General features: G+C 65.3%; 20 protein-coding genes and 2 pseudogenes. 13 read left to right on the top strand and 9 right to left on the bottom strand.

Translation table 11 applies throughout. The features are described 5' to 3' along the window. Positions 1-5 precede the first annotated feature (5 nt). The 8 genes from nosZ (at position 6) to IP69_RS06445 (ending at position 11,945) form a co-directional block, all read left to right on the top strand. Entirely contained in the window at positions 6-1,949 is a 1,944-nt protein-coding gene (gene nosZ, locus IP69_RS06480; protein WP_054142001.1) for a TAT-dependent nitrous-oxide reductase, read from the top strand. A 24-nt stretch (positions 1,950-1,973) separates the two neighbouring features. After that, positions 1,974-3,344 (top strand): nitrous oxide reductase family maturation protein NosD, encoded by a 1,371-nt coding sequence (locus IP69_RS06475; protein ID WP_054142000.1) that lies wholly within the window; start codon positions 1,974-1,976, stop codon positions 3,342-3,344. Further along, complete coding sequence (locus IP69_RS06470) at positions 3,341-4,258, top strand: ABC transporter ATP-binding protein (protein WP_054141999.1); 918 nt, start codon at positions 3,341-3,343, stop codon at positions 4,256-4,258. The genes IP69_RS06475 and IP69_RS06470 overlap by 4 nt, the downstream gene beginning before the upstream one ends. Beyond that, a complete protein-coding gene (locus tag IP69_RS06465; RefSeq protein ID WP_054141998.1) occupies positions 4,258-5,085 on the top strand; it encodes an ABC transporter permease subunit in 828 nt (275 codons plus the stop codon). Before IP69_RS06470 ends, IP69_RS06465 begins: the two co-directional genes overlap by 1 nt. 11 nt (positions 5,086-5,096) lie before the next feature. Beyond that, positions 5,097-5,696: a nitrous oxide reductase accessory protein NosL gene (locus IP69_RS06460; protein WP_054141997.1), complete on the top strand. Its 600-nt coding sequence runs from the start codon at positions 5,097-5,099 to the stop codon at positions 5,694-5,696. 137 nt (positions 5,697-5,833) lie between these two features. After that, the gene (locus IP69_RS06455; protein WP_248306738.1) at positions 5,834-6,706 is read left to right on the top strand and encodes an FAD:protein FMN transferase; all 873 of its coding nucleotides are present in this window, start codon (positions 5,834-5,836) and stop codon (positions 6,704-6,706) included. A 210-nt stretch (positions 6,707-6,916) separates the two neighbouring features. After that, complete coding sequence (locus IP69_RS06450) at positions 6,917-7,285, top strand: cytochrome c family protein (RefSeq protein ID WP_248306737.1); 369 nt, start codon at positions 6,917-6,919, stop codon at positions 7,283-7,285. Next, positions 7,260-11,945, top strand: a complete 4,686-nt coding sequence (locus tag IP69_RS06445) for a chemotaxis protein CheB (RefSeq protein WP_349236288.1) — start codon at positions 7,260-7,262, stop codon at positions 11,943-11,945. The genes IP69_RS06450 and IP69_RS06445 overlap by 26 nt, the downstream gene beginning before the upstream one ends. 22 nt (positions 11,946-11,967) lie before the next feature. Here the strand turns inward: IP69_RS06445 and IP69_RS06440 are convergent, their stop codons facing one another. Continuing rightward, positions 11,968-14,337 (bottom strand): heavy metal translocating P-type ATPase, encoded by a 2,370-nt coding sequence (locus IP69_RS06440; protein ID WP_082359034.1) that lies wholly within the window; start codon positions 14,335-14,337, stop codon positions 11,968-11,970. Between IP69_RS06440 and IP69_RS22095 the strand changes: the two genes are divergently transcribed. From IP69_RS22095 to IP69_RS06415, 5 genes are all read left to right on the top strand, one after another. Continuing rightward, entirely contained in the window at positions 14,293-14,529 is a 237-nt protein-coding gene (locus IP69_RS22095; RefSeq protein WP_054141993.1) for a hypothetical protein, read from the top strand. The two genes, IP69_RS06440 and IP69_RS22095, sit on opposite strands and share 45 nt — an antisense overlap. 228 nt (positions 14,530-14,757) lie before the next feature. Next, on the top strand, positions 14,758-15,930 hold the full coding sequence (locus tag IP69_RS06430; RefSeq protein ID WP_054141992.1) for an HlyD family efflux transporter periplasmic adaptor subunit: 1,173 nt from the start codon (positions 14,758-14,760) through the stop codon (positions 15,928-15,930). Then, positions 15,927-17,063: an ABC transporter permease gene (locus tag IP69_RS06425; RefSeq protein ID WP_054141991.1), complete on the top strand. Its 1,137-nt coding sequence runs from the start codon at positions 15,927-15,929 to the stop codon at positions 17,061-17,063. The genes IP69_RS06430 and IP69_RS06425 overlap by 4 nt, the downstream gene beginning before the upstream one ends. Positions 17,064-17,067: 4 nt before the next feature. Next, positions 17,068-17,793, top strand: coding sequence for an ABC transporter ATP-binding protein (locus IP69_RS06420; protein ID WP_054142066.1), 726 nt, complete (start codon positions 17,068-17,070; stop codon positions 17,791-17,793). Between the two features lie 238 nt (positions 17,794-18,031). Continuing rightward, on the top strand, positions 18,032-18,730 hold the full coding sequence (locus IP69_RS06415; protein WP_054142065.1) for a Crp/Fnr family transcriptional regulator: 699 nt from the start codon (positions 18,032-18,034) through the stop codon (positions 18,728-18,730). A 3-nt stretch (positions 18,731-18,733) separates the two neighbouring features. Here the strand turns inward: IP69_RS06415 and IP69_RS21340 are convergent, their stop codons facing one another. From IP69_RS21340 to IP69_RS06375, 8 genes and pseudogenes are all read right to left on the bottom strand, one after another. Beyond that, entirely contained in the window at positions 18,734-19,057 is a 324-nt protein-coding gene (locus IP69_RS21340) for a DUF1858 domain-containing protein (RefSeq protein ID WP_248306736.1), read from the bottom strand. Between the two features lie 471 nt (positions 19,058-19,528). Further along, a pseudogene (locus tag IP69_RS06405) lies at positions 19,529-19,993 on the bottom strand (transposase); the annotation flags it as partial. Next, positions 19,951-20,639, bottom strand: a pseudogene (locus IP69_RS21750) (transposase); the annotation flags it as partial. The pseudogenes IP69_RS21750 and IP69_RS06405, both read right to left, overlap by 43 nt. Before the next feature lie 141 nt (positions 20,640-20,780). Then, a complete protein-coding gene (locus IP69_RS06395) occupies positions 20,781-22,751 on the bottom strand; it encodes an adenylate/guanylate cyclase domain-containing protein (protein ID WP_054141989.1) in 1,971 nt (656 codons plus the stop codon). After that, a complete protein-coding gene (locus IP69_RS06390; protein WP_248306735.1) occupies positions 22,744-23,427 on the bottom strand; it encodes a Crp/Fnr family transcriptional regulator in 684 nt (227 codons plus the stop codon). Before IP69_RS06390 ends, IP69_RS06395 begins: the two co-directional genes overlap by 8 nt. Before the next feature lie 17 nt (positions 23,428-23,444). Then, the gene (locus tag IP69_RS06385; protein ID WP_054141987.1) at positions 23,445-24,059 is read right to left on the bottom strand and encodes a FecR family protein; all 615 of its coding nucleotides are present in this window, start codon (positions 24,057-24,059) and stop codon (positions 23,445-23,447) included. Between the two features lie 40 nt (positions 24,060-24,099). Continuing rightward, the gene (locus tag IP69_RS06380; protein WP_054141986.1) at positions 24,100-25,410 is read right to left on the bottom strand and encodes an HlyD family type I secretion periplasmic adaptor subunit; all 1,311 of its coding nucleotides are present in this window, start codon (positions 25,408-25,410) and stop codon (positions 24,100-24,102) included. Positions 25,411-25,568: 158 nt separating this feature from the next. After that, positions 25,569-26,699, bottom strand: coding sequence for a hypothetical protein (locus IP69_RS06375; protein WP_156323322.1), 1,131 nt, complete (start codon positions 26,697-26,699; stop codon positions 25,569-25,571). Between the last annotated feature and the right edge of the window lie 144 nt (positions 26,700-26,843).

Genomic DNA, 26,843 nt, shown 5'->3' with positions numbered 1-26,843 from the left:
AAATCATGACCAAGAACGTGAAATCAGACCTGAGCCGGCGCGACATGCTCGGCACGACCGCAGCGGTCGCCGCCGCGGGCGCGACCGGGCTTGCCGGCGGTATCGGGCTGACGCAAATGGGCGCCGCCACGCCGGCCGAAGCACAGACAAGGGCCTCGGCTCCCGCCGCGCGATCGACCGCATCGAAATATGAGATCAAGCCGGGCGAGCTCGACGAGTATTACGCCTTCTTCTCGAGCGGCCAGTGCGGCGAAATCCGCGTCGTCGGCTGTCCTTCGATGCGCGAGCTGATGCGCATTCCCGTGTTCAATCGCTGCAGCGCGACGGGCTGGGGCCAGACTAACGAGAGCCGGAAAGTCCTCACCGAGGGACTGCAGCCGGAGAACGTCGAGTACCTGAAGGACAAGGGCGGCGTCTACCTCAACGGCGACCTGCACCACCCCCATCTCTCCTTCACCGACGGCACCTATGACGGGCGCTACCTGTTCGCCAACGACAAGCTGAACACGCGCGTCTGCCGCATCCGGCTGGACGTGATGAAGTGCGACAAGATCGTCCAGCTTCCCAACCAGCACACGGTCCACGGTCTGCGCGTGCAGAAATATCCGAGGACTGGCTACGTCTTCGCCAATGGCGAGGACGGCGTCCCGATTCCCAATGACGGGCGGACCATGAACGACCCGAAGACCTACCGTTCGATCTTCTCGGCGATCGATGGCGACACCATGAAGGTCGCCTGGCAGATCATGGTCGATGGCAACCTGGACAACGTCGATGCCGACTATCAGGGCAAATACGCCTTCGCGACCAGCTACAACTCCGAAGAAGGTGTGACGCTGGCCGAGATGATGGCCAAGGAGCAGGACTGGATCGTCATCTTCGACCTCAAGCGCATCGAAGAGGCGGTCAAGAAGGGGCAGTTCGAGACGATCGGCGGCGTGCCGGTCCTCAATGGCCGGGCCGGGTCGGCGTTCACGCGCTACGTCCCCGTCGCCAACAGCCCTCATGGCATCAACACCGCGCCCGATGGCATCCACGTCGTCGTCGCCGGCAAGCTGTCGCCGACCGCGACGGTGTTCGACGTCCGCAAGTTCGACGATCTGTTCGCCGACAAGATCAAGCCGCGCGATACCGTCGTGGCCGAGCCCGAGATCGGCCTGGGCCCGCTCCACACCGCCTATGACGGCAGGGGCAACGCCTACACCACGCTGTTCCTCGACAGCCAGGTGGTGAAGTGGAACATCGACGTCGCCAAGCGCGCCTACAAGGGCGAGAAGGTGAACCCCGTCATCCAGAAGCTCGACGTCCACTACCAGCCTGGCCACAATCACACATCGATGGGCCAGACCAAGGAAGCCGACGGCAAATGGCTGATCTCGCTCAATAAGTTCTCCAAGGACAGGTTCCTCAACGTCGGCCCGCTGAAGCCCGAAAACGACCAGCTGGTCGATATCTCGGGAGACCGCATGGTCATCGTCCACGATGGGCCGAGCTTCGCCGAACCCCACGACGCGACCATCGTCCACCGGTCCAAGATCAACCCCATCAACAGTTGGAAGCGTGACGACGTCTTCTTCGCCGATGCCGTGCGTCAGGCAAAGGCCGACGGTGTCGATCTGATGTCGGACTCCAAAGTGATCCGCGATGGCACCACGGTGCGGGTCTACATGACCTCCTCGGCGCCGGCCTTCGGCCTCGATCACTTTGATATCAAGCAGGGTGACGACGTCACGGTCTACGTGACCAATGTCGACGAGATCGACGACCTGACGCATGGCTTCGCCATCGTGAACTACGGCATCAGCATGGAGGTCGCACCTCAGGCGACGGCGTCGGTGACGTTCAAGGCCGAGAAGGCCGGCCTCTACTGGTACTATTGCACCTGGTTCTGCCATGCGATGCACATGGAGATGAAGGGCCGGATGCTGGTCGAGCCGAAGAACGCCTGACCTGTGCGTCCATACCGCATTCTGATGTTGGCGTCGGCCCTGGCCGGCGCCTGCCTGATCACCCCCGCCTGGGCCGAACGCGTTCTCGTTCGCCCGGGCGAGGCCAATCTTCAGACCATCCTAGACGGCGCGAAGGACGGCGACGTCATCGCGCTCTCGGCCGGGGAGCACCGCGCGCCCCTGCGGCTATCGCGAAAACTCGTTCTCGAGGGTGAGCCCGGCGCGATCCTCATCGGTTCGGGGACTGGAAACGTGGTCACAGTCGCGGCTCCAGGAGCCAAGGTGCGCGGGCTGACCATCCGGGGATCGGGGCTAGACCTAGACCAGATGAACGCCGGCGTTTTCGTGGAGCGCACCGCAACGGGGGCGGTCGTCGAGAACAACCGGATCGAAGGCAACCTTTACGGTATCTATCTGCACGGTGCCGTGAACGCGGTCGCGCGCGCCAATGTGATCATCGGCATCCAGGAAGGCCGCACGAACGAGGCCGGCAACGGCGTGTCGGTCTGGAACGCGCCCGGAGCCAAGGTCCTCGACAACGATATCCGCTACGGCCGGGACGGCATCTTCACCATCGCCAGCAAGCAGAACCAGTTTATCGGAAACCGCTTCCGCGATGTCCGCTTCGCGGTCCACTACATGTACACCAACGACAGCGAGATCAGCGACAACGTCTCGATCGGCAACACCGTCGGCTTCGCGATCATGTACTCGCACCGGCTCGTCGTCCGGGGCAACGTCTCCGACGGGGACCGCGACCACGGCTTCCTGTTCAACTATGCCAATGGCTCGCAGATCACCGGCAACAGCGTGTTGGGCCGTCTCCAGCCTGCCGAGCGCTGGACCACATCGGGCATGCTGGCAGGCGAGGAACGCGCGCATGGGCTTCCTGCGCCTGACGAAAAGCCGCCGAGCCTGAATGCAGGGGCGCGAAGCGCGCCAGGCAAATGCGTGTTCATCTACAACGCCAACCAGAACAAGTTCCGCGACAACTGGTTCGAGGGCTGCGAAATCGGCATCCACTTCACGGCCGGATCCGAGGGTAACGAGATCGTCGGCAACGCCTTCGTACGCAACCAGAACCAGGTCAAATATGTCGGGACCCGGTATCTCGACTGGTCGAAGGGCGGGCGCGGCAATTACTGGAGCGACAATCCCGCCTTCGATCTCGACGGGGATGGCATCGGCGACAACGCCTACCGGCCCAACGACCTGATGGACACCGTCCTCTGGACGGTTCCCCAGGCCAAGGTGCTCGTGAACAGTCCCGCTGTGCAGGTCATCCGCTGGGCGCAGGCCCAGTTTCCCGCGCTCCTCCCAGGCGGTGTGATCGACAAGAGCCCCCTGATGAGCGCGCCTTCGCGCCCGCAATCCGGCTGGGCCGCGCAGCCATGACCAAAACCATTGATCTGCAGTCCGTCACCAAACGCTTCGGCAGGATCGAGGCCGTGCGCGAGGTCTCCTTCAGGCTCCATGCAGGCGAAGTCGTGGCGCTGGTCGGCCATAATGGCGCCGGCAAGACGACCTTGATGAAGCTCATGCTGGGGCTGATCCAGGCCAGTCTGGGAACCATCGAGATGCTCGGCGACGATCCTGCTGCAGGCGATTTCGCAGCCCGCCGGAGCGTTGGCTACCTGCCCGAAAACGTCTCGTTCAATGCAGCGCTGAGCGGGCGCGAGATCATGTCATTCTATGCCCGTTTGAAACGGGAGGACCTCAGCACGATCGAACCCCTGCTCGAGCGCGTCGGCCTCGCCGATGCGGCGGATCGGCGGATCGGAACCTATTCCAAGGGCATGCGCCAGCGTCTCGGGCTTGCCCAGGCCCTGCTGGGTGAACCCCTTGTCCTCCTCCTCGACGAGCCGACCACTGGACTCGACCCCGCCTTGCGCCAGAGCTTCTACGAGATCGTGCAGGAACTGAGCGACCGCGGCGCCACGGTCCTGCTCTCGTCGCATGCGCTGACCGAACTTGAGGATCGCGCCGGGCGCGTCATCATCATGAACCGGGGCGTCAAGGTCGCGGATGGGACGTTGACGGAATTGCGTCGCATCGCGCTCCTGCCCACGCGCATTCGCATCACAAGCGCTCCTGGCGACGCGGAGCGCGCGCGGACCTGGTTTGGCCCGCTTGCGACGTGGCGGCGCGTCAACGGCCACATGATCGAGATCGATGCCGCGCCCGATCAGAAGATCGAATTGCTGCGCCGCGCGTCCGAAGAGGGGGCGCCGATCGCCGATATCGACGTCGTGCCGCCGACGCTCGACGACCTCTACGCCCATTTCCTCCGATCGCAGGATGCGGCGTGATGCAAAACATCCTGATCATCGCGCGCAAGGAGATCCAGGAGGGGCTGCGCAATCGCTGGGTCCTGACCACGACGCTCCTGCTGGCCGCGCTCGCCTTGACGTTGACCTTCCTCGGGAGCGCACCGACAGGCAATGTCGGCGCCCGCGCCCTGGACGTCGTCATCGTCAGCCTCTCCAGTCTCACCGTCTTCCTTCTGCCGCTGATCGCGCTGCTGATCTCGCATGACGCCATCGTCGGCGAAGCCGAGCGCGGCACGATGGTCCTGCTCCTGAGCTACCCCATCGCGCGGTGGCAGGTGCTGCTGGGCAAGTTCGTCGGGCACGTCTCGATCCTCGCCTTCGCGACCCTGCTGGGGTACGGGGCTGCCGCCGTCGCGCTGGCCGCGACCGGGTCGGCGATCGACGCGGAGAGCCTCACCGCCTTTGCGAAGATGGTGGGCTCGTCGGTGCTGCTCGGTGCCGGCTTCATCGCCCTTGGCTACCTGATCAGCGCCTCGGTCCGCGAGCGCGGCACCGCCGCCGGCATCGCCATCGCCGTCTGGCTCGTGCTCGTCTTGATCTACGACATGGCCCTTCTGGCCTTGCTGGTCGTCGATCAGGGCCAGACCGTTTCAGGAGGGCTGCTGGACGCCCTTCTCCTGCTCAACCCGACCGACGCCTACCGCCTCCTGAACCTGACCGGCGGCAACGTCAGCGCGCTGTCGGGGATGGGCGGCGTCTCGCAGACAGCCAATCTGAGCCCGTCCGCCCTGCTTGCCGCGCTGGCCGCCTGGACCCTGGTTCCGCTCGCGCTGGCCGCGCTCGCCTTTGCCAAAAAAGAACTCTGAGGAGTCACACCATGAGACGGATTGCATTGATCGCAGCCTTCGCCGGCGCACTCGCTGCCGCCGGCTGCAATGAGAAGCAGACCGCAACGGCTGCACCACCTGCGGTCGAACTGACGAACGCGGCGATCGGCCATTACTGCGGCATGAACGTTCTCGAGCATTCCGGACCGAAGGCGCAGATCATTCTGGCCAGTCGCAAGGATCCTGTCTGGTTCTCTTCGGCCAGGGACGCGTTTTCGTTCACGATGCTGCCCGAAGAGCCCAAGGACATTAGGGCCATCTACGTGTCCGACATGGGCAAGGCTCCTAGTTGGGACAAGCCGGGACGCACGAACTGGATCGATGCGAAAGCGGCATCCTACGTTCTGGGCAGCCGGATGAAGGGCGGAATGGGAGCCGACGAGGCGGTACCGTTCCTGCAAAAGGCCTCTGCCGAGACGTTCGCGAAAGAGAACGGCGGACGCGTTGTATCCTTCGCCGAGGTACCCAAGGACTATGTGCTCGGCACCGGCGCGGAAGCCTCGGGCATCATCAAGAACGAGCAAGGAGCCACTCAAACGAACGCGACCCCGGCTCCGCACCCGGCGGCCCAGAAGGGCCACATGCACTGAGGAGACCTTCGATGGAACCGATGCTCTCACGCCGGCGCTTCGTTGGCATCAGCGCAGCCGCGACGGGGCTGGCCCTCGTCCCGTTCGGCGGGATCGCGCGCGCGGATTCAGGCGTGGTGAGCTGGCGAGGCCAGGCCATGGGCGCCGTCGCCAGCCTCCAGATCCACCACCACGATCGCAGCGTCGCCAGACGCCTCATTGAGCGCGCCGTCGCGGAAACCCAACGGCTCGAGCGGGTCTTCAGCCTCTACCGGGAAGATTCCGCCCTCGTCTCGCTGAACCGTCATGGCGTCCTCGTCGCGCCGCCCCAGGATCTGGTCGATCTTCTCGGCGAATGTCGTCGTCACTTCGATCTGACCGGGGGGGCCTTCGATCCGACGGTACAGGCGCTCTGGACACTCCACCGACGTCATTTCTCCCAGGCCGATGCCGCAGCCGAAGGGCCATCACAGCGCGCCCTCGGTGAGGCACGAGGAAAGATCGGGTTCGACCGCGTCTCAATCGGCCGGGATCGCATCGCATTCCCACGAGGCATGTCGCTGACCCTGAACGGGATCGCACAGGGCTACGTGACCGACCGGATCGTCGACCTTCTGCGGTCGGAAGGGATCGACCGAAGCATCGTCGACATGGGCGAGAGCCGGGCGATTGGTCCAAAGCCCGACGGGTCGGCCTGGCGCGTGGGTATCGTCGATCCCCGCCAACCCTCACGCGTTGCCGATCAGCTCGAAATGATCAATCAGGCGGCCGCGACATCAGGGGGCTATGGCTTCCGCTTCGACGCCGCCGGCGCCTTCAACCATCTCTTCGATCCCGTCACGGGGCAAAGCCCGAAGCGCTATCTGAGCGTCACCACGGTGATGGAGACGGCAACGGCTGCGGATGCTCTGTCGACGGCTTTTTCGCTCATGTCGGAAGAGGCCATCGGGATGGCACTTCGATCCGAAGGTGCGGGCCGGGCCCATCTCATCCTGGCGGAAGGCCGGTCGTCGGTCATCGGCTCGGGATAGAGCCGCCAATGTGCTCAAGGTCGCGCAGCGCCGCCGAGGAGCGGACCACGACGCGATGAGTAGTTTCCGAGCCTATCCCGGCCGAATTCCCGCCTCGTAGCATGTGTCGATGAAACGGTCGCGTCCGCCTCCTCGGGCACTGGTGCACCGCGTTGCCCTAGATCGGCCCTTGATCCCAACGAAAGTGAAACCCTTATGAAGCGCGTTTTGATGATCCTCGCCTTGTGTGCGGCTGCATCCACCCCACTCTCTGCCCAGGACCTGACGGCCGGCGCCCGATCGTTCAACAAGTGCCGTGCCTGTCACCAGGTCGGGGAGACCGCCAAGAACACCGTCGGACCCGTCCTCAACGGCCTTTTCGGTCGCGAAGCCGGAAAGGTCGAGGGCTACACCTATTCGGCGGCCAACAAGGCCTCCGGCATCACCTGGGACGAGGCCGTCTTCGCGGAGTACATCAAGGACCCGAGAGCGAAAGTTCCGGGCACGAAAATGATCTTTGCCGGCATCAAGAATGAGCAGGAGATCAAGGATCTGACGGCGTTCATCAAGCAGTATGACAAGGACGGCAAGAAGCTGTAGGGCCGATGCCGCACCTCCGGTAGGCTATCGATCTCGATCATCGCCATGCAACCCAAGGAGCAAACGCCGCGCTTGGGGAACCGCTTCGCATGGGGCACGTTCGGATAAGGAACCGTGCAGGCGGAGGACGCGCTGCTGGCGCGGACCCTTTGCACAATTACGGCCGAAATCATCTGCGGCCGTGATAAGTGAGCGGCAGGGAATCATCCTGCCGCCGATGCCAGAAAGCGAAGCCCGCATGCCAGGGAATTCTTCGCAGGCTTCCGGGGGAGCAGCCTCCCCAGTCCACCGAGGACCCCATGCGCGCCGCGCCGCGGTTTCGTCTACCGACCTGACCGTCGTCGCGGTTGGCGCTTCGGCTGGCGGGCTCGAGGCCAGCCGCAACTTGCTGAACGCCTTGCCGCCGGGGCACGGCATGGCCTTCATTCTGGTCCAGCACCTCGACCCGACGCATAAGAGCATGATGGTCGATCTGCTCGCCGGCCACACGTCGATGAGCGTTCTGCAAGCCGTGGATGGCATGCAACTCCAGGGCGATCATCTGTATGCCATTCCCCCGGGAAGCTATCTTTCGGTGGCCAACGGTCATATCCGCCTGTCGGCGCCCGATGCGCGCCACGGCGCTCGCCTGCCATTCGATTTTCTGCTGCATTCCCTGGCGCAAGACTGCGGCCCCCGCGCCATGGCGGTCGTCCTGTCGGGCACCGGTGCCGATGGCAGCCTCGGCATCCTGTCGGTGAAAGAGCGAGGCGGTTTCGTCATCGCCCAGGACCCCGCTGAAGCGGGCTTTGACGGCATGCCGCGCAGTGCGATCGCGACCGGTGCGGTGGCTCAGGTGCTTCCAGTCGCATCGATCCCGGCGGCGTTGGCGACAGCGGCAGGCCGCAGCGCCAGCCGCGCCGATCCCCCCGGCCATGACGGCGAGGAGGTCTGGCTGGCCGACATCATCACCCTTCTGCGCGAGCGCACGTCTCATGATTTCACGCTCTACAAGCCCGGCACGCTGCAGCGGCGGATCGAGCGCCGACGGGGCATGGCCGCGACCGCGACCGGCGACATGGCCGCCTACCTCGCGGTGCTGCGCAACGACGAGGCCGAACTCCAACAGCTCGCGACGGACCTCCTGATCAACGTCACCAGCTTCTTCCGTGACCCAAAAACCTTCGCGCTGCTGGCCGAGACGATCATCCCCGACATGGTCGCCCGGCACCCGCCAGGCCGGTCCTTGAGGATCTGGGTCGCGGGCTGCAGCACCGGCGAAGAGACCTATTCGCTCGCCATGCTGTTCCGCGAGCAGATCACGGCCGTCAACAGCACCATCTCGCTTCAGCTCTTCGCCTCGGATGTGGACGCGGAAGCGGTCGCGAGCGCGCGCGACGGGGTCTATCCCGACACGATCGAAGCTGAAGTATCGCCAGCCCGCCTGGCCCGTTTCTTCTCCAGGGAGGGCCAAAACTATCGTGTGCTGCCCGAACTGCGTGGTCTCGTCGTCTTCACGATCCAGGACGTGCTGGCCGACCCGCCCTTCTCGCGCCTGGACATGGTCTCCTGCCGCAATCTCTTGATCTATCTCCAGCCGGAAGCTCAGGCTCGGATTCTGTCGCTGTTTCATTTCGCCCTGCGCGAAGGCGGTATTCTGCTGCTCGGCAGCTCCGAGACGGTCAGCCATTCAGAGGGGCGCTTCGAGGTCGTCGCCAAGGCGGAGCGCATCTACCGCCATATCGGTCGCAGCCGCCCCGGCGAGATCGGCTTCTCAGGTGCGCCAGGCGATGCCGTTCGGGTTCCGCCACGGCCTGGACAGGGCCAGGCCGCGTCGCGCCAGAGCGCGTTGGGCGAGTTGTGCAAGCGGGTCGTGATCGAGGCCTATGCGCCCGCCGCCGTGATGATCAACGCCGCGCATGAATGCCTCTACAGCCTCGGCCCGACCAGTCGCTATCTCCAGATCGCCCCTGGCTATTCCACCCACGACATTCTGGCCATGGCGCCCGAGGGGCTGCGGACCCGACTTCGGGCCGCGATCCTTCAGGCCAAGGAGGGCCAGACCAGCGTTCGGATCGAGGCCGGGCGCAGCCGGCACAGCGGTCAAGAGCGCCCGTTCAGCGTTGCCGTCCAACCGGTCATGCAGGACGGGGAACGCTTGTTCGTCGTGGCCTTCATCGATGAGCCCATCCCCGGCAAGTCCCTGCCCGACAAGCGCTCGGCTGGTGGAAGTTCCAGCGCGGACACCGCCCGGATCGGAGAGCTCGAAAAGGAACTCGATGCGACGAGGGCCGAGTTGCGCGATGCCGTCCGCAATCTCGAAATGTCGGGTGAGGAACAGCGTGCCATCAACGAGGAGGCGCTTTCGGTCAACGAGGAATTCCAGTCGACCAACGAGGAACTCCTGACCTCCAAGGAGGAGCTTCAATCTCTCAACGAGGAGTTGACCGCCCTCAATGGCCAGCTTCAGGAGACGCTGGAGCGCCAACGCACGACCTCCGACGATTTGCAAAACGTGCTCTACAGCACGGACGTCGCCACGATCTTTCTCGATCGCGACCTCAAGATCCGCTTCTTCACGCCCGCCACCAAGGCGCTCTTCAACGTCATCCCCGGCGATGTCGGGCGCCCCCTGGCCGACCTTGCCTCACTGGCGGCCGACGGCTCTCTTCCCTTCGAGGCGCGGACCGTCCTGCAGACGCTGACACCGCTGGAACGTCGCATCGAGGCCGAAAACGGCGTCTGGTTCCTGCGCCGGATCATGCCCTACCGTGCCCATGACAACCGGGTGGAGGGCGTCGTCATCACCTTCTCCGACATCACGGAGCAAAGGCGGACGGCTCGGACGCTGAGCGACGCGACGAGCCAGTCCGAACAGGCCAATATCGCCAAATCGCGCTTCCTCGCCGCAGCCAGCCATGACCTTCGCCAGCCCCTCCAGGGCCTCGCCTTGATCCAGGGGCTGCTCGGCAAGGTCGTCGAAGGCGAGAAGGCTCAGACGCTTGTGGCGCGGCTTGGCCATACCATCGATGCGATGTCGGGGATGCTGAACACCCTCCTCGACATCAACCAGATCGAGGCCGGCACGGTGCAGCCGGACGTCGTCGTTTTTCCGATCGGCGATCTGCTGGCCAGCATGCGGGATTCGTTTGCGTTTCAGGCACAGGCGCAGGGGCTCGCTCTCGTCATCGTGGGATGCAGCGCGATCGTCCGGAGTGATCCGCAACTGCTCCAGCAGATGCTCCGCAATCTGATCGCAAATGCCCTCAAATATACCAAGACCGGCCGGGTCCTGATCGGGTGCAGGCGCCGCGCCGGCAAACTCACGGTCGAGGTCTGGGATACGGGTGTCGGGATTCCGGGCCACGAACTGCAGGCGATCTTCGACGAATACCACCAGATCGACAACGCCGCGCGCCAGCGCAGCCTCGGCCTCGGTCTGGGGCTCTCGATCGTGCAGCGCCTCGGCCATCTGCTCGGGCACGGCGTGCAGGTTCGCTCGACCCCTGGAAAGGGATCGGTCTTCACGATCGAACTGGGAGCACTGGAAACCGAGGCGGGCGGCGCGCAACCGTCGGGCCTGGAAGCGACGAGCGAGAAACGACAGAAGGTCGGGGGCCACCGCATCGGGACGATCCTGATCATCGAGGACGATCCCGAGCTTCGCGAACTTCTGGACATCCTGCTCAAGGGCGAAGGCCACAGGACGATCGCCGCAGCCGATGGGCCCGGCGCTCTGGCGTTGATCGCGGGAGACGGCCCCCGGCCCGACGTCATCCTGTCGGATTACAATCTCCCCAGCGGCATGGACGGGCTTCAGGCGGCCGCGGCGATCCGCGCGCAGGGTCATCGGGAGACACCGGTGATCATCCTTACCGGTGACATCTCGACGGAGACGCTGCGGGTGATCAAGGCTCGGAACTGCCTCCACCTCAGCAAGCCGGTCAAGGTTGCGGAGGTGACGCGGGCGATCCAGAGGCTGCTTGCGATACCGGCTCCCGCGCAGATCAATCCTGCCCCGGCCGTGATCGCAGCCGGGCCTGGCTTGGATCATTCAAGCCTCTTCATCATCGATGACGACGAGCATGTTCGTGGCGAGCTCCATCAGGTTCTGGAGAACGGCGGCTACCGGGTCGCGTCCTATGGGAGCTGCGAGAGCTTCCTTTCGGCCTACCATGCGGGAGATGGCACATGCCTTCTTGTCGACGCCTATCTGCCGGGCATGTCAGGCATGGAACTGCTCCGGTATATGCGCGAGGCCGATCCGCACCTGCCGGCCATCATGATCACCGGCCACAGCGACGTGCCGATGGCCGTCGAAGCGATGAAGGCGGGCGCCTTCGATTTCATCGAGAAGCCGGTCGGCGTGGACGAACTCCTTGCCAGCGTCGGAAGGGCTGTCGATCTGTCGCGCGACGCCAGCGCACGCCTTGCCTGGAAAGCCGATGCGGCCCGGAGCGTCGCGGGCCTGACATCTCGGCAGCACCAGATCATGGACATGGTCCTGGCTGGCCACCCCAGCAAGAACATCGCAGCCGATCTCGGCATCAGCCAAAGGACCGTGGAAAACCACCGCGCCGCCATCATGAGGCGAACCGGTACGAAGTCGTTGCCAGCGCTGGCACGACTGGCGCTGGCCGCCACTAGGGCTGATCCCGAGCTGCCCGCGGGCGAGCAATGACCGGCCTTTAAGATAATACCGTTCAGCGCAAAGAGACGCTGCGCAGCCTCAGTGCGTTTCCGATGACACTAACCGACGAAAGCGCCATCGCGGCAGCCGCAATGATCGGGGATAGCAGGAGACCGAAGAACGGATAGAGCAACCCTGCGGCTACCGGCACGCCTGCGGCATTGTAGATGAAGGCAAAGAACAGGTTCTGCCGGATGTTGCCCATCGTTGCGCGGCTGAGCTGGAGCGCCGTGACGATGCCCTGCAGGTCGCCCTTGAGCAGGGTGACACCGGCACTCTCGATCGCGACATCGGTGCCAGTCCCCATTGCGATGCCGATATCCGCAGCCGCGAGCGCTGGCGCATCGTTGACGCCATCGCCAGCCATCGCCACGACGCGACCCTGCGAGCGCAGCCTGGCGACGACGCTGCTTTTCTCCTCCGGCAGCACCTCCGCCTCGACGTCGTCGATGCCCAGCCGGTGCGCCACGGCTTCAGCCGTCGTCCGGTTGTCGCCGGTTAACATGACGATCCGGATCCCGGCCGATTTAAGCGCCTTGATCGCGGCCGGCGTGGTTTCCTTGACGGGGTCGGCTATCGCCAGCAGACCGGCCGCGCGGCCGTCTATCGCAACCACGATGACGGTCGCGCCATCGCCGCGAAGTGCCTCCGCCTCAGTCGCCAAAGCCGCGATGTCGATGCCGGCCTCGTCCATGATGCGATGGCTGCCGATGACGAGTGAATGCCCTTCTACGGTTCCGGTGACTCCTTTGCCCACGGGGCTGTCGAAATCCTGCGCCTCGCCCAGTGCGAGCCCGCGCTGCTTCGCAGCCTCGACGATGGCCTCGGCAAGCGGATGCTCGCTGGCGCGTTCCAGCGTCGCGGCGAGGCGAAGCACGTCGTTCTCGTCAAAGCCCCTTTGGGCTTTGAGGGTGGTCAGTTTCGGTCTGCCCTCGGTCAGCGTTCCGGTCTTGTCGACGACCAGCGTGTCGATCTTCTCGAAAAGCTCCAGAGCCTCGGCGTTCTTGATCAGGACGCCAAGGCTCGCGCCCCGGCCGACGCCGACCATGATCGACATCGGCGTGGCGAGCCCAAGCGCGCAGGGACAGGCGATGATCAGCACGGCGACGGCGGCAACGAGCCCATGCGCGAAACGCGGCTCGGGGCCAAACAGCATCCAGGCCCCAAAGGCCATCACCGCGACCCCGATGACGATCGGCACGAACCAGCCTGAGACCTGGTCGGCGAGGCGTTGGATCGGCGCGCGCGAGCGTTGCGCCTGCGCGACCATGGCCACGATGCGCGAGAGCATGGTGTCGCTACCGATCTTGCCGGCGCGCATGATGAAGCCGCCGCTGCGGTTGAGCGTGCCGCCGATCAGGGGCGAACCGACCTCCTTCGTGACCGGCATGGATTCACCCGTCACCATGGATTCGTCGATCGAGCTTCGGCCCTCGATCAGTTCGCCATCAACCGGCACGGTCTCGCCGGGGCGAACTCGCAGGCGCTCGCCGACGACGACCGCATCGAGACCGATGTCTTCGTCGCTGCCGTCCTCACGTACGCGCCGTGCCGTCTTGGGCACGAGGTCGAGCAAGGCCCGGATCGCGCCGCTCGTCTGCTCGCGCGCCCTCAGTTCGAGAACCTGGCCGAGCAGGACCAGCACGGTGATCACCGCTGCCGCCTCGAAATAGACCGCCACCGATCCCTCTGGGGACCGGAACGTGGTCGGAAAGACCCCCGGGGCCACGGTCCCCACGAGGCTGTAGATCCAGGCCACGCCGATGCCCATCGCGATCAGTGTGAACATATTGAGGCTGCGGTTGACCAGAGACTGCCAGCCGCGCTCGAAGAAGGGAAAGCCGGCCCAGAGCACGACGGGCGTCGCCAGAACGAGCTGGATCCAGTTCGAGCTCTGCGGATCAAGCCACCTGTGCAGATCGATAAGATGACCGCCCATCTCCAGGACGAAGACGGGCACAGCCAGCACGAGGCCGATCCAGAAGCGTCGCGTCATGTCGCGCAGTTCGGCGCTTGGGCCGGCCTCGCCCGTCGCGATCTCAGGCTCCAGCGCCATCCCGCAGAGCGGACAGTTTCCCGGCGCGGGCCGCCTGATCTGCGGGTGCATCGGGCAGGTGTAGATCGTGCCAGCCGGCTCGGCCTTGGCGGCAGTGTTGGTGGCGTCTGCCTTCAACATATAGGTCGCGGGATTGGCCTTGAATTTGATCTCGCAGCGCTGCGAGCAGAAGTAGTACGTCTGGCCTTGATGGACCGCGCTGTGCTCGGCACTCGCTGGGTCGACGGTCATTCCGCAGACCGGGTCCTTCACACCCGAGGAAATCGATGGAGGGACAGGGCCATGTTCGTGCCCGCCATGATGGGGATGTTGCTCGTGATGGGTCATCGGCCAGCTTTCTGCTCGTTCAGCGAGCGGCCTGAGAGTGCCGGGCCGATCGACCCGGCTCTTCTCCAGAAGTGGCATCTAGAATACGCGCCGGCCGTCCAAAAGGTCCGCCAGCGACAGATATCCAGTCACTACGGCGCGCTCCCGCCCTTCATCGAGGCGTCAGAACGCTCCTCCTTCACTCGTCGCTGACATGCCTCGAGTGCCGTCTTCGACAGCCTCGACGTCGGCCACTTGGGAGAGGGCAATCCCCCCACCGCTCAGCACCTCTGGCGATCTCGACGCGCCACTGACAATCTCGACGCAAGGCGCGTCTGTCTGTCTGGCATTTGTCGCTGCGCAATGCAGGTGAGGCCGCAATGGTGGAGCCTGACCGTAGAGGCCTTCGGCTAATTCGCCGTTCTGGGATCACGACCGCTCATGTCCAAGCGCACCGCTCTGGCTGCCCTTCTGATCCTCGTCGCGCTGGCGGCGGCTGGTTTCACCTATGTCCGCAAGCTGAGGCCCGTCACGGTCGAAGCCGCCGAGGTAGAGCGGGACGTCGCGATCCGCGTTTTCGGGCTGGGCAGCGTCGAGGCGCAGGTGCTGTCGCGGATCGGCTTCCAGGTCGCGGGCCGGATCGTGCAGCTCTCGGCCGATCAGGGCGAGATCGTCCCGGCGGGCACGGTGCTGGCCACGCTCGAGGACAGTTCGCAGCGCGCCCGCGTCGCCAAGGCGCAGGTGGCGACGCTGCAGGCCCAGGCGGCTCTCGCCAAGGCACAGGCGCTGTTGCAGCGATCGGAGGCCAACCTCCTGCAACGGGCGCTGGTGAACCAGCGTCGCCAGTCGCTCGTCGATCGCGGCAGCGTCTCGCGCGAGCAGGCCGATGAAGCTCAGACCAACGAGACGCTCGCCCAGGCCGATCTCGCCGTCGCCAAGGCTGATGTCCGGGTGGCCGAAGCGGCCCGCGACGACGTCGCCGCCGCGCTGACGATCGAACAGGTGCTGCTCGACCAGCACCGGCTCATTGCGCCTTATCGCGCCCGCATCCTGTCGCGTCTGAAGGAGGCCGGCGCTGTCGCCGGTGTCGGGGAGGTCGTCTTCACGATCATCGAACCCAATTCGGTCTGGGTGCGCGCCTTCATCGACGAGGCCGTATCCGGCGGACTCGCGATCGGGCAAAAGGCGCTGGTGCGGCTGCGCTCCGAGATGAACACCGTCGTCGAGGCGCAGATCGTTAGGATTGATCAGGAGAATGACCGCGTCACCGAGGAGCGCAGGGTCTATGTGCGCTGCTTGACCTGTGAGCCAGAACATCAGGGACGCTATCTCGGCGAGCAGGCCGAAATCGAGATCATCAAGCGGGTCGTCCCGGATGGCCTGTTCGTGCCGCTGCGTGCGGTGAGCGGCTTCGATGGTCGTGCGGGCATGATCTGGACGGTCGAGGACGGCAAGCTCGATCGGCGTCTCGTCGCGCTCGGAGACCGGCTGCTCGACGGTCGCGTGCTGATCGTCGGAGGTCTGCCCGCCAATGCGCGCGCGGTTGTCTCCGTGCCCGATGACGGCTTCACGATCGGGCGCAAAGCGGTGGTCGCCGCGAGCGGCTCCCGATGAACCTCGCCTGGCGCGATGTCCAGCACGGACTCGGACGGTTCATCCTGACCTGCGTCGGTCTCAGCCTGTTGCTGGGCGTCGTGATGGGCATGGTCGGCATCTATCGCGGGCTGGTCCACGAGGCGCTCGGGCTGGTCCGGAGTGCCGGGGCCGATGCCTGGGCGGTCGAAGCGGGCAAGCGGGGCCCTTTCGCCGAGAGCTCCCGCCTGCCGCGCGACACGCGCGACGCCGTCGCCGTGCATGCCGGCGTGGCGGCTGCTGGCGCGGTCGTCTACCAGACCGTCGAGATCCCCTATCGCGGCACCAACCTGCGCGTCTTCATCGTCGGGGCTCAGATCGGGCGGCCCGGCAGCGAGGTCGCGATCGTTGAGGGCCGTGCCATCGTGAAGTCCCGCTCCGAAGTGGTGGCCGATCGCAAGACGGGGCTGGTGCTGGGCGAGCGCATCCGCATCGGTCGCGACGACTTCACCGTCGTCGGCCTGACCGCGAACGCCACCAGCTCGGGAGGCGATCCGGTGCTGATGATGACCTTGCGCGACGCCCAGATCGTCCAGTGGCAATTCGATCCCTCGGCGGTGAGGCGGGAGGCGGCCCGCGACACGCCGGCGGGCGGGTCGAGCGACCTGGTCAGCGCCATCATCGTGCGGATGCGACCCGATGCGTCGCCCGAGGGCGTCATCGGCTCGATCGCGCGCTGGAAACATCTGACCGCTATGACGGCGGCGCAGCAGGAGGAGATCCTGACGCGCTCGGTGATCGAGCGCGCCCGTCGGCAACTGGGCCTGTTCGCGGTGATCCTGCTGGTCGTCTCGACGGTGGTGATCGGCCTGATCGTCTACACGATGACCATGGACAAGAAGAAGGCGATCGCGACGCTCAAGCTCATCGGCGCGCCCGACCGCGTCATCGTCTCGCTGATCCTGCAGCAGGCGCTGGCGATGGGCCTGGTGGGCTTCGCCATCGGGGCGGCCTTGATCCGCCTGGCTCAGGATTACTTCCCGCGGCGCGTGGTGCTGGAGACCTCCGACACGGCGATCCTGCTCGGCATCATCATCCTGGTCTGCCTCATCGCCAGCATCTTCGGCGTGCGCTCGGCGCTGAAGATCGATCCGGCCTCGGCGCTCGGAGGCTGATATGATGGCTGCATCCGGACCCATCGCCGCGCCAAGACCCGTCGTCGAGATCGCCCGCCTGTCGAAGACCTTCGGCGCCGGCGCAACGCGGGTGCCCGCCCTGATCGACATCGATCTGACGGTCGGGACCGGTGAGGTGGTCGGCCTGATAGGCCCCTCCGGCTCGGGCAAGAGCACGCTGCTCAACTGCATCGGCTGCATCACGGAGCCCGATTCCGGCGCCATCCGTCTCGATGGTCGCGCGATCTTCGACGGCAAATGGCTGATCGGCGATCTCAGGCGGCTGAGGCTCGAGACGATCGGGTTCATCTTCCAGTTCCACAACCTGCTGCCGTTCCTCTCAGCCTGGGAGAACGTGGCGATCGTTCGCACGCTGATGGGCGAGAGCCCCGGACGGGCGAAGGCACGCGCCATGGAACTGCTCGGCTATCTGCAGGTCGATCACCGCGCCGATGCGCTGCCCTCCAAGCTCTCTGGCGGCGAAGCCCAGCGCGTCGCAATCGCGCGCGCGCTCGCCAACGAGCCCCGCATCATCCTCGCAGACGAGCCGACCGCTGCGCTCGATTCGGAACGAGCCGCCATCGTCATCGATCTGATGAAGCAGGTCGCGATCGAGCGTGACGCTGCGGTCATCGTCGTGACCCATGACGAGAAAATCTTCTCGCGCCTCGACCGTATGGTCCATCTCCGCGATGGGCGGATCGTCGAGGTGGTGAATGCGAGTTTATGACCAGCCGATAGGCGTGAGGCAAGGTGACCTCCTCGGAGTCCGTCGCGTCGCGTCGCCGAAATCCTCGGCCCTGTCGGCAGCACCGTCGGCTTTTGGCCTCTCTGCCGACGCTGATCGGCTGCCAACCCGCTAAATCGCTGCGACAGGGCATGGAGACCCTGTACAGGTGGCATGACTGTGCCGCGCGATGGTTGGAATGGCCCCGCTATGGCCCGTCCTGTATGAGATGAAGCAGCCGATGAGCTCCCTTGATCGATCCCTGCTAGCCGCCGCGCCCGCCTTCGCGCGTTTGACCGGCGAAGAGATGGACGCCGTCCTCGCCTACGCCAGGTCGGTGCGTTACCCGAAGGGTGACGCCGTCTTCGAGCAGGGGGGGCAGGCAGACAGCTTCTTCGTGCTGCTCGACGGGAACCTTCAGGTCGTGAAGCTCACGCCTGCGGGCCAGCAGGTCGTCATCCGCTATGTCGTGCCGGGCGAACTGTTCGGCATTGCCGTCCAGATGGGGCGGCCGCACTATCCGGCCACGGCCATCGCCGTCATGGACAGCGTCGCCCTCGTCTGGCCGTCCTCGAGTTGGCCGTCGATTCTCTCACGCTGCCCTGCCTTGGCCGACAGCGCGCTGCGCATCGTCGGCGCGCGGCTGGACGACGCCCATGTGCGCGTGGTCGAAATGTCGACGGAAGAAGTCGAGCGCCGGATCGCCCATGCGCTCTTGCGCCTCATCAAGCAGGCCGGTCGCAAGGTCGAGGACGGCATTCAGATCTCGTTCCCGATCACGCGCGAGGACGTCGCGCAGATGACCGGGACGACGCTTCACACCGTGAGCCGAACCCTGAGCGGCTGGGAGGCGCGGGGGCTTGTCGAAGGCGGACGGAAGAAAATCGTCGTGCGCGACGCTCACGGCCTCTTCAAACTCGCGGAAGGCACCAAGGAGTGACGGTCAGCCGGGCCCGACAGGTACCCCGGCGCCGACTGTCCTGAGCGAGCGCAGGAACGGCTCCAGTTCGAACTGGTGGGCGCGGCAGGCTTCGCTGATGGAATGAAAACAGCCGATCGGGCATCCGACGCAGAGAAATTGGTGATCCAGGAACACCCGGATCGTCTCGGGCCACCAAAGCTCCACCCGGCTCAGCGACTGGGGCGGTTTTGGGCCAAGCGTCTCGAAGAAAGCATCGAGGGCGTTCAGCGCGAGGGGAAAGCGCTCCTTGGCGACCTTCGCCTCCCTGGTCCGCAGCGACAGCACGACCTTGGTGCTGTCGACCACGGCATAACCCTCGCCCGCCACGGGCACCATCACCCGCCGGCCATTTGGCGAGCCGTCGAAGGGCCACCGGCGCCTTCCTGTTCACGTCGTAGGAACCCTGCTTGGTAGCGTAGGGTCGAGGCATTGCAGGGGTGATGATGTCTAACCGCAGTATCAGCGGATACCATCCAACCCATTGTCAATGCGGATCTCTTTGTCCTGCTGAGGAAAAAGAGTGGTGCCCAGGAGAGGGCTCGAACCTCCACAATAGGCTGTTAAGCATTGATATTAAACGGTTTTTTGGTGTCCGCGAGGGGTGGGTGTCAAAGGGAAGTGCTAATCCCCATCGGATGAATCTGGTAGCATGATCACGCATTAAATCCAACGGTGGAAGTGTGGGTGGCCTCGCCCGGGTAGCCAAGCCGGTTCGCAAGGCCGCCCGACGCTAAGAGGGACTGTTAGGATTTCCGTGTGCGGGCGGCGGGTTGAACATCAGGCCGCCATGGCCCTGGTGAAGCGCTCGCCGAAGATAACGGCGAACTGAGCCTTGGCCATCGCCCATTCACGAGGCGCCATCTTCCACTCCTTTTCCAAGCGGTTCAAGACGAGGAAGAGGAGCTTCATCGCAGTCTCGTCGGTCGGGAAGTGGCCTCTGGCGCGCACAGCCCGGCGCAGCTTGGCGTTCAGCGCCTCGATCGCGTTGGTGGTGTAGAGGATGCGGCGGACGTCGGCCGGGAAGGCGTAGAACGGCACGACCTCGCTCCAGGCACGCCGCCAGCTCGGGGCAATCGCCGGATATTGCCGGCCCCAATGCCCCTCCTCGAAGGCACTGAGCGCAGCTTCGCCGGCGGCGGCATCGATGGCGCGATAGATGCCTTTAGGGCCGCCAGCACACGGAAATCCTGACAGTCCCGCTCGTCCCGCAGGCGGCCGTTGAAGCTTTCGATGAAGCCATTCTGCATCGGCTTGCCGGGCGCGATGTAGTGCCACTCGATCCTTGCCGCGTCAGCCCAGGCCAGGATGGCGTTGGAGGTCAGCTCGCTGCCACTGTCGCTCACGATCATCTTGGGCCTGCCGCGCTCTGCCAGCAGCCTGTCGAGTTCGCGCGCAACCCTCACACCCGACAGCAACGTGTCCGCTACCAGTGCGAGGTAACCAAACCGTCGCCGTTCCCGGGCGATGGCCTTCATGCGGTCGCGCAGCGAGGCGTCATCCTCGCGTGTGGTTTTGTATCTCATAGTCATGCGGCAAAAGCCCGTGGCTTTACACGCCCGCCGTTCGCTCATCCCATTGGTGCCCATGAGGTGGGCGACAGCTCTCCGCTCGGCAGCGGGCGTCACCACTTCTTTCCCAAGAGATCCTTCAGCGCGACGTTGTCCAGCATCGCGTCGGCCAACATGCGCTTCAGCTTGGCATTCTCGTCCTCGAGCGCCTTCAGCCGCTTGGCCTCAGATACGTCCATCCCGCCGAAGCGGGCCTTCCACCTGTAGATGCCAGCGTCGCTCACCCCGTGCTTGCGGCACAGGTCCGAGACCGAGATTCCGGCCTCGTGCTCCTTCAGGATCCCGATGATCTGCTCTTCCGTGAAGCGGCTGCGCCTCATGTCCTGGTCCTCTCAATTGGCCAGAACGAATTTCAAACTGGATTATCACAGAGGGGCAACGTCAACCATCCAGTTTTCAAAAGCGAGCTCGTCCCCCACGGCGACTTGTGACGGTTAGTGGTCGATTGGTTTAGCGGCGGCTCAAGGAACTGAAATCGGCCCCTCATCCAGCGTGAAGATCTCGAGGGTGCCGAGTCCACGTAAGGCGACCGCGGCGAAAGGGCGCAGCCGGCGTTCTTTACAGCGCGCTGCTGCAACCGGGCCGATGCAGATCGACGATCCCAACTCCTTATTAAGCGCTTCCAGGCGGGCTGCCGTGTTCACCGCGTCGCCATGGGCGGTGTAATCGAGCTTGGCGCCGACACCGACATCGCCGACGATGGCAAGGCCCGTTTCGATGCCCTGACGCGTCCGACCCAGGCCGATCTGGGCGGCCAGCCCCGTCCGACGATAGGCTTCCGTCCACGCCAGAATCGCGCCGGCACACGCGATGGCGCGCGACGGGTGGTTCGGCAAATCAAGCGGCGCGTTGAAGATGGCATGGACGGCGTCGCCCACCAGCTTGTCGACCATGCCGCCATGCGCGCCCACGATCCGGGTGACGCCATCGAAATAGCCGTCCAGCACCGCCACCAACTGCTCGGGTCCGGCCTCGCGCGTGGTCAGCGTGAATCCTTCGATATCCGTGAACAGCGCCGTGATCTCGCGACGCTCGCCCGACAGTCGGATGCTGGATGGGTTGGCGACGATTCGGGCCACGACATCGGGTGCCAGATGCTGCTCGAAACGCCGCCGCAGACGCAGCTCCCGCAACCGCGATTCGGAGAAGGCTGCGACGGAGGTCGTCAGGAAAGCCGCGAGGCCGGCTGCGAGCGGCATCAACGGGTCGAGCAGCCGGTCGCTGCGTGCCAGCCACAGCGCTGCGAGTGTGAAGATTCCAACCCCCGACGCCATGAGAAAAACCGATGGCAGCGGGCGCAGCCTCTGCGCCGCGATGATTCCTGCCAGCACGAGCACCAGGGCTGCTGCCGACTCATAAGATGTGGCGTAGGCGGGCCTTATCGGCACGATGCCGGCTGCAAATTGTCGCGCCGCCTGGGCGTGCAAAAGCGTGGACGGCGTCAGCGGGCCATCGAGGCCCGTTCGAAGGCCGCCCAGCTCCGCAGCCGAACCGCCGATGAAGACGAGCGCGCCTTCGAGGCCTGTAAGATCCGCGCTGCCCTCGAGGACGGCCGACGCCCGCAGCGTCCTCACGGGGTCATGGCCGGGAACCAGACGCAGCAGGCCATCGTCGGAGACCCTGCGGCTCAGTTCACCCACGGACAGATCTGGCGGGTCGCCTGCCAGCAGATACCCCGACGCGCCGGCGGAGACGCGCAGCGCCTCCAGCATCAGGCCGGGCCGGGCCGCACCGGCGATCGAGACAAAGAGCGGCACGCGGCGCACCACCCCGTCGGTGTCGCCCGGCAGCGAAAGCGCGCCGGCCCCGGCCGCATCGCCTGCAAGAGCGGGCGGCGGGCCGGTCGCGCCCTCCTGCGACCAGAGTCGGTGAAACCGCGCGCCGTTGCGCGTCAGGATCGGGATGCCGTCAGTCTCGAAATCGCCGCGCGGATCGAGCACCCATCCCAGAACGACGGGTCCCGACGCCATGGCCTCACGCAAAACGCCATCTCCATCCACCAGGGTCGATGCGAGATCGGCAAGGTCGCTGCGGCTGGTCTCTGCCGCGAGCTGCCGCGCGATTGCCGCCGGTGAGCGCGTGTCGTTTCCTGCCAGCAGAATATCGACGGCGACGGCAGCGGGTCGGGACGCGGTCGTGGCCTGGATCAGCCGGGCGATCGTCTCGCGGCGCCAGGGCCAGGGACCGATCGTCTCGAGGCTCGTCGTGTCGATATCAACGATGGCGAGATTGAGCATGGATCGCGCGGGGCGCGCCTGAACAGCTCCTTCCAGCATCAGGTCGAAAACGCGTTCGCGCAGCGGCTCGCGCCAGGCATCCGGTGCGGCCCAGAATGCAGCGATGACGAAGGCGCCCGCACACAGTCCGGCGATCACCGCCGGCGCAAGGGAGCGCGGAGCGGGCCAGCGCCGCCAGTCGCGTGCGTCAGCCATGGGGCACGCCTGCGAAATCTGCTAGAATCTCCGGATCACAGAACAGTCGATCCGAGGTGCGGCGCAGCGCGCCCATCGTTTCCAGCGCTCCGAGCGCTGCATTGACCTTTGGACGGCTCGCGCCGATCAGCTGCGCGAGTTCACTCTGGGAGAAGGTGATGTCGAGCGGCACGCGTTTGCCTGGCTCTGCCTTCCGGCCTGCCAGCTGGACGAGCAGGAAGCGCGCAAGCCGCACTTCGATGGAGTGCAGCGCGATGCCTTCGAGTTGCTCCGTCGTCTGACGCAGGCGCTGGCACAACAGTCCGATAACGCCGGGCGCGATGCTGGGGAACCGCATCAGCAGACGATCGAATGGCGCGCGCAGCAGGCCATGGACGACGCAAGGCGTCAGCGCGACGGCGTCTGCCGAGCGGGCGCCGCCATCCAGTAGCGCAATTTCTCCCAGCAATTCGCCGCGCACGGCATGGCGGACGCTCAGTTCGCGGCCATCCTCCGCCATGACGGCGAGCCGGATGCGCCCCTTCGCGACAATCAGAAGCCGGTCACCCACATCGCCACGCGCAAACAGCATTTGCCCCTGCTCGAAGCGCTGTTCGCGAAACTGCTCGGCGCAAGTCAACAGGTCAGCCGGCGCGAGCTGCCCGAAGAAGGTCGTCTGGCCAAGCAGCGCGGCCAAAGCCGCAGGATCGCTCATCATGCGACCTGTGCGAGTGCGGCACGCACCCGTTCATCGGACCATATCCGCGCTAGAGACGGCGCTGCGCCGGGGCGCGCGATGTCGGTGCCTTCGCCTGTGCCGAGCAGCACCCGCCGACCGGCCGCGCTGACGGCGACGCTGCCGCGCACGACGAAGACACCGAAAACGCCGTTGCTGGGTCCCGCGAAGAAGCGCGTGCCGCGAACGGCGATCAGGCCATAGGGCGAGCGCACGCGCAGGGCGCCACCGGCACCTGGTGTTTTGTCGAGTACCAGCGCTCCCGAGCCGAGCGTCACGGTCCCGCCGGCCGCCATGATGAAGCGGTCGATGGTCAGGCGTGCCCTTTCGCCGAGGAGGAGCTGCGTCGCCTCACCCAGGAGCAGATTTGCGCGTGCGCCGATACCGGTGGCAACACGGTCACCGACGAAAACGGGCGCTTTCATCGCCAGCGCGCGTCTGGCCTCGTTGAGCTGTGCGACGGCCTCGCCGCTGAGTGCCGTCACCTGACCGGCCTGCGCTTCGGCCATGGCATGATCGGGGGCCAAGGCAACGCCCATCGTTGTCGCGATCGCGAGGAACTCCCGTCTGCCGATATCCCATTCGATTGCCATCGTCCTCACCTCTTCGAACGGGCCGAGATCGCGGGCCCTCTCAATGATCACGCATCGCTTTGGCGACACTGTTGCGCAAGGGCGCAAGAAGATAAGTCAGCAGCGTGCGTTCGCCGGTGATAATCAGGATATCGGCCGGCATGCCAGGCACAACCTTCCCCGCGATCTCTTGCGGCAGATTGGCCGGGTCCACGACGATGCGGGTCTGATAAAAGGTCTCGCGGGTGCGCTCGTCGACCACGGCATCAGCCGAGACGGTCTCGACGATGCCGAAGATCGGGTCCGTCTTGCTGGAGAAGGAGGTCAGGCGGATCTCCGCCTTCTGGCCCGGCGTAATGTTCTGGACGTTCAGCGGCGAGACGCGAGCGATCAGGATCAGCCCTTGCATCGGTGGCACGACCTCCGCGAGCGTCGCGCCTGGCGCGATCACCGCCCCCAGAGACGTCACTTTGACATTGAGGACAACGCCCGAGCGCGGCGCGCGCACCTGCAGGCGCTGCAGCACGTCTTCGGCGACGGCGCGCTTCTCGCGCAGATCCGAAAGGCGTGCGCGCACCTCTGTCAGCGCCTGCGTCTGCTCCTCCTGTGCGCGCTGACGGAGTTGGCGCATCTGCACGCGCGCCTCTTCCGCGACCTGGCTGAGGCGGGCGATGTCGCCCTCGAGGGCACCGATTTCTCCCTCCAGCCTGGCGCGTTCGCGCTCGAGGGCGCGAAATTTGTTGCGCGCGAAATATCCCTTTTCGACGAGCGGGCTGACCGAGTCCATTTCGGCGACGAAGCTCTGCAGTTGGGTCTTCAGCGAGCCCAGACGGCGGCTGCGGCCATCGGCGTCGTTGCCGTTCTGCTCGATGCGAGTCTGGAAGATCTCGATCTGATTGTCCAGCGAGCGTCGCCGCTCGGCCAGGAAACGCTGTTGTTCCGCCATGATCGTCGCCAGTTCCGGGGTCCCCGCCCGCGCCAGCAGTGCCGGCGGGAATACCACTGTAGCGTGACCCTCACGCTCTGACATCAGCCGCGCCTCCAGCGCCAGCGCGGCGTCCATCTGCTTGCCGAGAAGGTCGGAATTGGCGCGCGGTGCCGTGGAATCGAGCCGGAACAGCACGTCGCCTTCCGAGACCTGCTGTGCGTCCTTGACGAGGATTTCGCGCACGATGCCGCCTTCGAGATGCTGGACCGGCTTGCGCTCGCCTTCCACGGCCACACGGCCGGGGGCGACGGCGGCGCTGTCGAGCGGCGCGAGCGCCGACCAGACGCCGAATCCGCCGAAGACGAGGATGATTGCGCCGAAGCCCAGACGCGTGAACAGGCTGTGGTCGCTGCTGGCTTCGGCCGGTGTGGATATGGTTGTCATGCAATCAGGTCCGTGACTGGAAGACGAGGGTCGTCGCCGGGGCTGTTGCGTTCTTGCCGCATCGTGAGACGCTTCGCTGTCACGCCGGGGACAGCCGGATCGCAAAACTGGAACCGCCGCGCGTGAGCGCGGCGGTTCCGATTGCCGGATGGGGTGGTTCAGCCGAAGAGGTTCTGGTTGGACCCCGAGGGCAGGTCGTTGTCGAAATCGACGCCGAGATCGGGCTTCTGCACCGCGATGTCCTGGAACGAGGACCCCTTGCCGCCCTTGATGGCAGGCCTGGGTGCGAAGTCGTCGTCCAGCCCCGCGCGCTGGTTCTTGCCGAAGCTCCCGCCCTTGCCGTCGTCCTTCACAAAGGCCGAGATATCGCCGAAATCCAGGTTGAAGTCCTGCTCGCCCTTGGGCTTCCTGGCGGCTGTGCCGCTCCTGACGCCGTCGATTTCGAGGGGGAAGTCGTCCTTGGCTGCGCCCTTTGGCTTGGGAGCGATGCCGCCCTGAAGCGAGAAGTCGAGATCGAACTTTTCTTCGGGCTCGAATTCGGGCTTTTTGGGCTTGCTCGAACCGACCATGGCATCCACACGCGCCTGGCTCTCATCCGACAGCTTGAGCCCCTTGCTCAAATCTTCTTCCTTGGCGAGCTTGATGGCAACCGCAGCCTGCGCCTCGTCGAAGAAGTTCGAAGAGGTGCTGTTCTGCGAGACGAAGTCGACGGCGTCCTTTGCGGCGGACGAAGCCTGTTCGGCCGCGTCTTTGACCGCGGCGGCAGACTGTTCGACAGCGTCGTTTATGCTGTCGAAGATGCTGGTGCCGCTGCTGTTCGACGAGTTCGTTCGCGTTTCCGAGGAACTGCCGCTCGACCCAGCCACCGCTCCTGCCGCAGCAGCGATCGCTTCGGCCAAGCCTGACACCGCATCGTTGGCCGAGTTGACGGGTTCATCGTCTCCGCGAGCCTCTTCATAGCCTTCCTTAAAGGCATCGCCGATTGCCGAGATGGCGCTTGCAGTACCTTCGCTGACGTCCTTGGCACGGTCGCCGACGAGGTCCGCGACGTTCTGGGCGGTGTCTCCGATGCCCTCGACGATCCCCTTGCCGGTATCGACGACAGCCTCGACAACTTCGGCGCCTTCGTCGGCGATCCTGCCGCGAAGATCATCGGCGTAGTCGATCGCATCAGCCACATCCTTGGCACGGTCGCTCACAAACTCCGTGCCGTCCTTGGCGCGATCGCCGACGAAGTCGGTGCTCGCCTCGACCACTTCGCTGGCCTTCTCGCCGATGGTGCCGATCATGCGACCGGCGCCATCAACGATGCCCTTGCCAGTCTCGACGCTTGCCTCGACCGTCTCGACGACAGTTCCGGCGAGCCTGGCGGCGTCCTTGGCACGGTCGCCCAAGAAGTCGCGGCCAGCCTCGGCGACATCGCCAGCGGTCTC

It is taken from the genome of Allobosea sp. AAP35, from assembly GCF_001295925.1.
GTDB lineage: Bacteria > Pseudomonadota > Alphaproteobacteria > Rhizobiales > Beijerinckiaceae > Allobosea.
Note: the sequence above shows the minus strand (reverse complement) of the source record. Positions and strands in the feature narration are given on the sequence as shown.